This window comes from Candidatus Omnitrophota bacterium (genome assembly GCA_028712255.1).
In the GTDB taxonomy this organism is placed as follows: Bacteria; Omnitrophota; Gorgyraeia; order Gygaellales; family Profunditerraquicolaceae; genus UBA6249.
The window spans coordinates 1-7,034 of record JAQTQJ010000026.1 but is presented as its reverse complement, the minus strand read 5'-3'; the positions used below and the strand labels follow the sequence as shown (position 1 = coordinate 7,034).

The window sequence follows — 7,034 nt, the reverse complement described above, 5'->3', positions numbered from 1 at the left end:
ACAGCTTTCATTATTTTCCCCATTGGTGGTAGGCATTAACGAAACGAATGATATTTTCGGTCGTTTTGGGATGGGAAGCCATCTTTTCCAAAACATCAAGCGGCGCAGAAATAGCATCAGCTCCGGCCAAAAAGGCTTCAACTACATCCCTCATACTTTTAGGACGAATGCCTCCGACGATAATTTCCGTGTTGAACCCGTTCAAAAGCTGTCGACTGTTTTCCACCATCTTGAAAGGGTCAACGCCCATATCTTTGATGTTCGAAGCGTGAATGAAGAAATACTTGGCGCCGGTATTGGCTGCCAGAATCGCATGGGCTTCGTTCATACCCAAAGTACACTCAACGTTAATATTAGCTTCGGTCAGTTCCTTGGCTAACCTTGATTCTTCCCAGCCCGCAGGGATCCTGATAATCAGGTTCTTGTAATTAATCTGGGAAGCCAGGTCTTTGGCCTGCTCGGCCATCCTTTCGGGATCGGCTTCCGTCAGCATCACGCTGATGGGTATTTCCTGCTTATACTTCTTACACAGTTCGGCTATCTTTCTGACATTGTCAAAATATTCGCTCACTACCATACCGGGATTCGTGCTGATACCCGATAAAATATCTTTCTGCAAAGCTTTCTCGACTTCCTCGGGGTTGGTGCTGTCTAAAAATAATTTAAGTTTTTTGTTTGCCATGTTTTTATTATCTTTATTAATGATTATGTCTTCGGTTTCGTTAATTTTAGGCATTTTAGTGAATTCGCTTTCGATCAAGAATGCATCACCATCGTTGTCGCGGGTTGAGACCTCCATCACCACGGTGTCTTCCAAACCGCCGGCCTGGTGCATCAATCCCGGAGAGATATTAACCGCCTGCCCGGGATGCAAAACAAAGAATCTGTCCTCTCCCTTGCCCGCCCTGATTCTCAGCAATAGCTTACCCGAATGGACGAAATAAGCTTCCTGCTTGTAGCAATGAAAATGAAAACTGGAATTGTTGCCTTTTTTGAAAAATATTTTCTTGCCGCAGAATTCCCGGTTAACCATCGTCCAAAGCACGTCCGCCCAATATTGGTCGCGGAAATTGAAAACAGCTGACTTTTTAAGAATCCCGTCCCTTAAGTCGTCACTGGAAGGAAGCCCCGAAAAGAAATAAACAAAACTGTCCTCTTTGGCTTCAATATTGAGCGGCTCTTTAAGCTGATCGGCCCGGAATAATAAGGTTTCCTGAGGCTTCAAATTATTGGATTTTATATCCACTTCGCCGCCTTCCACGTATATTAATACTTCCCTGTCTGGAAAATTTTCTGGGCCCAAAGGGAAAACCGATCCTTTTTTGATGAAAGCCTGGTATAAGCCGTAGCGCTCGCTGTCGACTGCCCGGCAAAAATAGCCTCCGGCCGTTTCTTCGCGCTGCGGAGTGTAAATCTGCTTTTCCACTTCATTAATATCGTAACCGTATTGGTATATTTTTGGTTTAGGCATAAATCTTAATTAAATCTTGCTTTTGGGGCGGCACAGTTCCCAAAATAGTTGTTGATAAGGCTGCCCAAGCGTTGGCGATATCCAGGCTTTCCTGGGGCGATTGTCTGTCGCCCACGCTGAAAGCGGCTAAGAATGAATCGCCTGCGCCACAAGGATCAATAGCATTGACCTTATGGGGATGGCCCTGGACAAATTGGCTGTTAAATAAGGCTGCCGAACCTTGCTCGCCCAGCTTTATCACAATATTGTTAAGCTTAAGTTTTTCTTTCAATAAATTTAGAGATCCTTTTATATTTTGCGCATCAAAACCAGGCAAAACCGCCCTGGCTTCGGTTTGGTTGAAAAACAAACAATCAACTCCCTGATAAAGATGGTGGTTGCTGGGCCGGTGGGAAATCTGGGAATCTACATACATTGGCTTTTCATACTTCTGGCTCAATCTTTTTAAACCGGAAATCATTTCCTGGCTCAAAAGCCCGTGCTGGGCATCTAAGACCACTATCACATCGACATCTTTAATAAAGGATTCCATCTCTTTAATGATTTTTTCCCCTAAAGCCGACTCGATATAGCGGTTATCCACTTGATTGGCCTGAAAAAGCTTTTTATCATCAACCCAAAATCTCTTTTTGACTATGGTCGGCCTGGCCTTATCGACAAATAAATGCTTTTCCAGGTTGGGATGCTGAAATTTCTCATAATACTTGGCAGCTTCGTCATCGCCTACCACTGAAAAAAATAAAACATATCCGCCTAATTCCAAAATATTATTCGCAATCAAACTGGCTCCGCCGAAAGAAACCGCTGTTTCGCCCTCCTCAATTTCGGGAGCCTCTGAGTCTGAAGACAGGCAAACTATTTTACCTTTGCTGTAAATATCCAAAATAGTATCGCCGACAAGCAATACCCTTTTCTTTTCAAATTTTTGGATAATTTCTGCTTTGTCCATTGATATTATTTTTTACCTTGAGTTTGTTCTATTATTCTGGTTGTAGAATAATTAGCCACTTTCGGACAAATCTTAATCTCTACTTCTGCCGGTACTTTATCAACTTCCCTAAGCTGCTCGGGCGTCAAATCATCAACGGCCTTAGCTAATATATTGGGCTTTATCTGCTGGATTATATTGACGGTGTTGACGTCGTCGAAAATGACCACTTCATCAACGTAGCTGAGTTTCTCCAGCATGGATTTACGCGCCTCTTCGTTGTTTATCGGCCTATCCGGACCCTTAAGGATCTTGACGGCCCTGTCTGAGTTAATGCCGACAATCAGCTTATCGCCCAAAGACTTGGCGAATTTCAAAAGCTGAATGTGGCCGGGATGGATGATATCGAAAACTCCGTTGGTAAAAACTACCTTTTCCTCGGCTTTAGGATAACCAGCTAGTCTCTCTAAAATATCAAGGGGCACGGTAACAATTTGGGCGCCAGCCAGAAAAGCATCAATCAGATCTTTCATATTCTTGGGACGCACGCCGCCGACAATGATCTCGGTATTGGTACCCTCAAAAAGCTTGCGGGTCTTGCGGATGACCTCGAAGGAATCTCCGCCCATGTCTTTGATGTGGCAGGAAAAAATGGAAAAGTAATCCGCGCCGGCGTTGGCCGCCAAGATCGCCTGGGCTTCGTTCATCCCGCAAGTGCAGTTCACTTTAATATTGTTCTTTTTTAACTCCCTGATAACCCTCACTTCTTCCCAGCCGATGGGAATCTTAATATTCAAATTGCTGTAATTGACGCGAGACGCGAATTCTTTGGCCTGGGCGATCATTTTGTCCGGCTCAGTTTCGGTGACCATCATACTGATGGGCACCTCCTGGCCGTATTTCTTGCACAGATCAGCCATCTTCTGGATGTGGTTAATATAATCGTTCTGGGGATCGCTGCCAGCCGGCTCTTTGGTGATGATCTCGGGGTTAGTAGTTAACCCAGAGATTATTCTCTGTTTAAGGCATTTTTCGATCTGCTCCAGATTAGCCGTGTCTAAGAATAACTTTAACTCTTGGGGTCTTGTGTTGTTCATAATATTTACCATTTATTAATTATTTTTTTAGCTTTATCTTTAAACTTTTTATAAGTGTAATAAACGTCGTTCTCAGCGCGAGGCGAAACTACTCTTAAAATTTCAACTCCTAAAATCCTGTACTGGCCTCCAACCTTATAAGCCTTAATAGCGCCTCTCTTTAAGAGCCGCTTAATGGTGCTTTCTGAGATCTTTAAGAAATCGCGGGCTTCCTCGGTAGTATAGACAATATTTGGCTTGATTTCTTCGGTCATATATCTATTCCTCATTCTAGGGAAGCCAAGAGGAAGTGTCAAGAGGTGTCAAAAGGTATCACTCATAGATAGTAAATAAAATACGCCGGCGAAGCCGGCGCATCTGAGAATATCATTGTTTATTTCTTCCACAAGGTGGTTTCGTAAATGCCTATTTTATATCTCTTTGGGCCAAAAAATACTTTGGTCTGCCAATTTTTTAATTTCTCTTTTATTTCGTAAAACTGCGGTTCCTTAGAATCGTCAATCATTAAGTAGCCCTGAGGTTTTATCTTCAGAAGAGCATGTTGAACGCACTCTTTTCTTTGGTCGCCGTCGATAAAAACTATATCGAAATAGTTGTCGGGATATTCATCAATGACTTCGCAGTATTCTTCGGGGCTCTTCAGAAGATATTTACAGAATGGATTATCGCCGATAAGTCCAGAAATATATTTATGCCAGTCCAGGTCGTGCTCCACCGCTATTACTTCCCCTACTCTTTGAGAAAACCAAAGCGTTGAGCCACCCCCCCCGAATTCAAATATCTTCATATTTTTGTTCAAGTAGCCGTTGAGCCAATCTATGGCCTCATAAGAAAGCCATGGCACCTTATCTTTTACGGTATTCCCGCCGGACAACAAAGACCCAATATATGGAATGAAATATTGAATGGTTTTCGGATTCTTGCAAAGCAAAAATGAGTTCCTGATCAATCTATAAACCGATAAAGAAGTCCTGTAAACAATCCTTAGCGGCCCATACCGCCTTATAAAAAGTATTAATTTATTCTGACTAGATGCGCTTTGCATAGTTAATTTTTACTCGTCTTATTCTATCGCTTCGGCCTTTAAATAACTGCCAGCCCTTACTGTTGTTGGCGTCCCATTCGATGTTGCCTGCGCCCAATATAATTTTAGTTTTCCAGCTGTGCCATCCATTTTTATGGTGCCACTTACCTGTATTACCGTTACTGTATTTGCCGTTATGGGAATCCTACTACTTTCTTTCCTATCTCCCTCAAGCATTTCTGCGAGACCAAATGTGCCGCCATGGGCACCCATAAATCCTATTTTCGGTACCCACGAAGAAACATCGGTATCAAAAGCAATCTTGATATCCGGCGTGGCGCTTGTACTACTTGCGAATATGACTCCTTCTATCATATACGTTTTATTAGCAGTACTCGTCGTAAAGTTTAAAATAAGTTCACTATCGGGTTGGACAGCTGAACTATTCATAACAGATTGATCATTAGATTTATAAACTTTCGTAATAGTAGTGTCCACAACAACATATTCTACTACGAGATATGGGTCATGACTCGTGCCCGAAGTTTCAGAAGCGGCAATCTCTATACTTCCTCTTGTATTAGAATCTACAGGGTCATCAACAATATCATGTCCCTCTCTTACTCCTAAACAGGTCCAGCCAGTTAAAGAAGAACCACACGTGCTTGATTCTCCATATACCTTAATCCAACTAAGCCCATTAGAATTAAGGGGCCAATCATTATAGCTACTAGCAGTAAGATCAGTTGTATCAACCGATCCACCGATAACTATATCGGTGCTGGTAGACTGACAGCCAATCTCCCCGTCATTTCCATACCCATTATCACAATAATCAGTGTTAGATAAGGTTGTGTAGTCCGCCTGAAACGTTTCGACAACTGCCATATAGCCGTTACTATCGTTGTCGGTATCAATTCTGTTATTAGATAAATAAAGGAATAAATCAGCAGAACTAATTTGGGAACCACTTGGAATACTACTAGTGTCAAATGGGAAAAAACTCCTATAAATCCAATTATATGTGCCATCATTACCGGAGGCTACATAAGTATATGCTTGGGCAGGCCCTGCTGAATTTCCTGCTACCGGATCACGGGCCGTATCCCAACTTGAACCATTAACATCGTAGGTGACATATCCATCTCCGTCTCCGGCATACGGAGCAATAGAATCGGCAAAAACATTTTTACCCAGTAATTTATTGAAAAAATTTCCACTTGTTTGTCTATTAAAAGCATCTATCGTAGTCGTGGCAATTTTTACTTCGTGCCATTTATTTTCTTGTGGTACATAATAAAGGGGAGTACCAGAATAAATCTTTGCTATCCAAATTTCTCCTTTTTCGTCTTTATTTTTTGGAAAAAATTGTGTATTACCGGTTCTTTTTGACATATCTTCGGGTATTCCAAAATAATTTGCTTGACCAACTAATTGGTCGGAAATATAAGCATAACTAATTATTCTGCCATTATTTATAAATGAGCCCGGCTCTCCAGTTATCCAGTCAATTTCTCTGCTCTCGATGATTTTATTTGTCGAAGCCTTAAGTTGATAATCTGTCGGAATTGGGTCTAATAAAAAAGCGCGTGCAGTCGCGGCAGCAGCCCCAATAGCAATAATTATAATTCCTAAAAATAATAAAGGACTTCCTTTTTTAAATTTAATAAAATATTTAAAGTTGCTCATAAATTAGCAGCTGTGCCATTTTTAAAAATGACGCAACTAATTAATAATTATCAAGTTTATTATAATATATAAAATTAACTTAATAAAAATTTGGCGGCTTCGAAAACCTCTTCTGTGGTAATTTCCTGGAGTTGTCGGCTAAACCAGTTTCTGCATTCTGAACTGGGCGAAACGACGGTGGAATAAGCGAGAGAGGAGTTAGTATTTTTCTGTAAAACCCTGCATCCGCTCCCTGAAGGAGTTTGTTCCCGTATGTCATAACAACCCCCGATGTCTACCACCGGCACCTTTAGGGCGTTGGCTATATATAAAGGTCCGGAATCCACGCTGATAAACAATTTCATCATTTTCAGCAAGGCGGGTAGTTCATACAGTTTAAATAAACCCGAACCGTTAACGCTGCCGTTCCGCATCATGCGCTGTACCTCTTTAATTTGGACGCTATCGTCAGCCGATCCGGTAAAGATTATTTTGGATCCCAATTTTTCTGCTAATAAATCTGCGAGGGAAGCGAACTTAGACAAATCCCACTGTTTGATCTTGTTCCCGGGGACGGGACTGATGCCGATTAACAAATCATCGGTATTTAAATTATTCTGCGTCAAAAAATCCAAGGCTTTTTTTTCTTCTTCCGGCTTAATAAAAACCTCCTTCTCTTCCGATGGCTGCCCGATGCCCAAGAATTTCAATAAATTAAGATAATGGCCGACAAGATATGTGTGGCTTTTATATTCCAGGCGATAATTATTGAAAATAGAGAGCACGCTCGTTATCTCTCCCATGCCCTTATAATAGGTAGCCACCCTATTTGGGATGAAAGACCAG

General features: G+C 41.8%; 7 protein-coding genes. All 7 read right to left on the bottom strand.

Going from position 1 to position 7,034, the window contains the following annotated elements; genetic code table 11:
* Positions 1 to 10 precede the first annotated feature (10 nt).
* The 7 genes from PHC29_08545 to PHC29_08515 all read right to left on the bottom strand — a co-directional run bounded on the left by PHC29_08545 (position 11) and on the right by PHC29_08515 (position 6,991).
* A complete protein-coding gene (locus tag PHC29_08545) occupies positions 11 to 1,471 on the bottom strand; it encodes a transaldolase family protein (GenBank protein MDD5109526.1) in 1,461 nt (486 codons plus the stop codon).
* Positions 1,464 to 2,420 carry a PfkB family carbohydrate kinase gene (locus tag PHC29_08540; GenBank protein ID MDD5109525.1) on the bottom strand — a complete coding sequence of 319 codons (957 nt, stop codon included), beginning with the start codon at positions 2,418 to 2,420 and terminating at the stop codon, positions 1,464 to 1,466. The genes PHC29_08545 and PHC29_08540 overlap by 8 nt, the downstream gene beginning before the upstream one ends.
* A 5-nt stretch (positions 2,421 to 2,425) precedes the next feature.
* On the bottom strand, positions 2,426 to 3,496 hold the full coding sequence (locus PHC29_08535) for a transaldolase family protein (GenBank protein ID MDD5109524.1): 1,071 nt from the start codon (positions 3,494 to 3,496) through the stop codon (positions 2,426 to 2,428).
* Between the two features lie 5 nt (positions 3,497 to 3,501).
* On the bottom strand, positions 3,502 to 3,765 hold the full coding sequence (locus PHC29_08530; protein MDD5109523.1) for a helix-turn-helix domain-containing protein: 264 nt from the start codon (positions 3,763 to 3,765) through the stop codon (positions 3,502 to 3,504).
* 104 nt (positions 3,766 to 3,869) lie between these two features.
* The gene (locus PHC29_08525) at positions 3,870 to 4,427 is read right to left on the bottom strand and encodes a hypothetical protein (GenBank protein MDD5109522.1); all 558 of its coding nucleotides are present in this window, start codon (positions 4,425 to 4,427) and stop codon (positions 3,870 to 3,872) included.
* Between the two features lie 132 nt (positions 4,428 to 4,559).
* Positions 4,560 to 6,209, bottom strand: a complete 1,650-nt coding sequence (locus PHC29_08520) for a hypothetical protein (GenBank protein MDD5109521.1) — start codon at positions 6,207 to 6,209, stop codon at positions 4,560 to 4,562.
* 74 nt (positions 6,210 to 6,283) lie between these two features.
* Positions 6,284 to 6,991 (bottom strand): glycosyltransferase family 9 protein, encoded by a 708-nt coding sequence (locus PHC29_08515; GenBank protein MDD5109520.1) that lies wholly within the window; start codon positions 6,989 to 6,991, stop codon positions 6,284 to 6,286.
* Positions 6,992 to 7,034 lie beyond the last annotated feature (43 nt).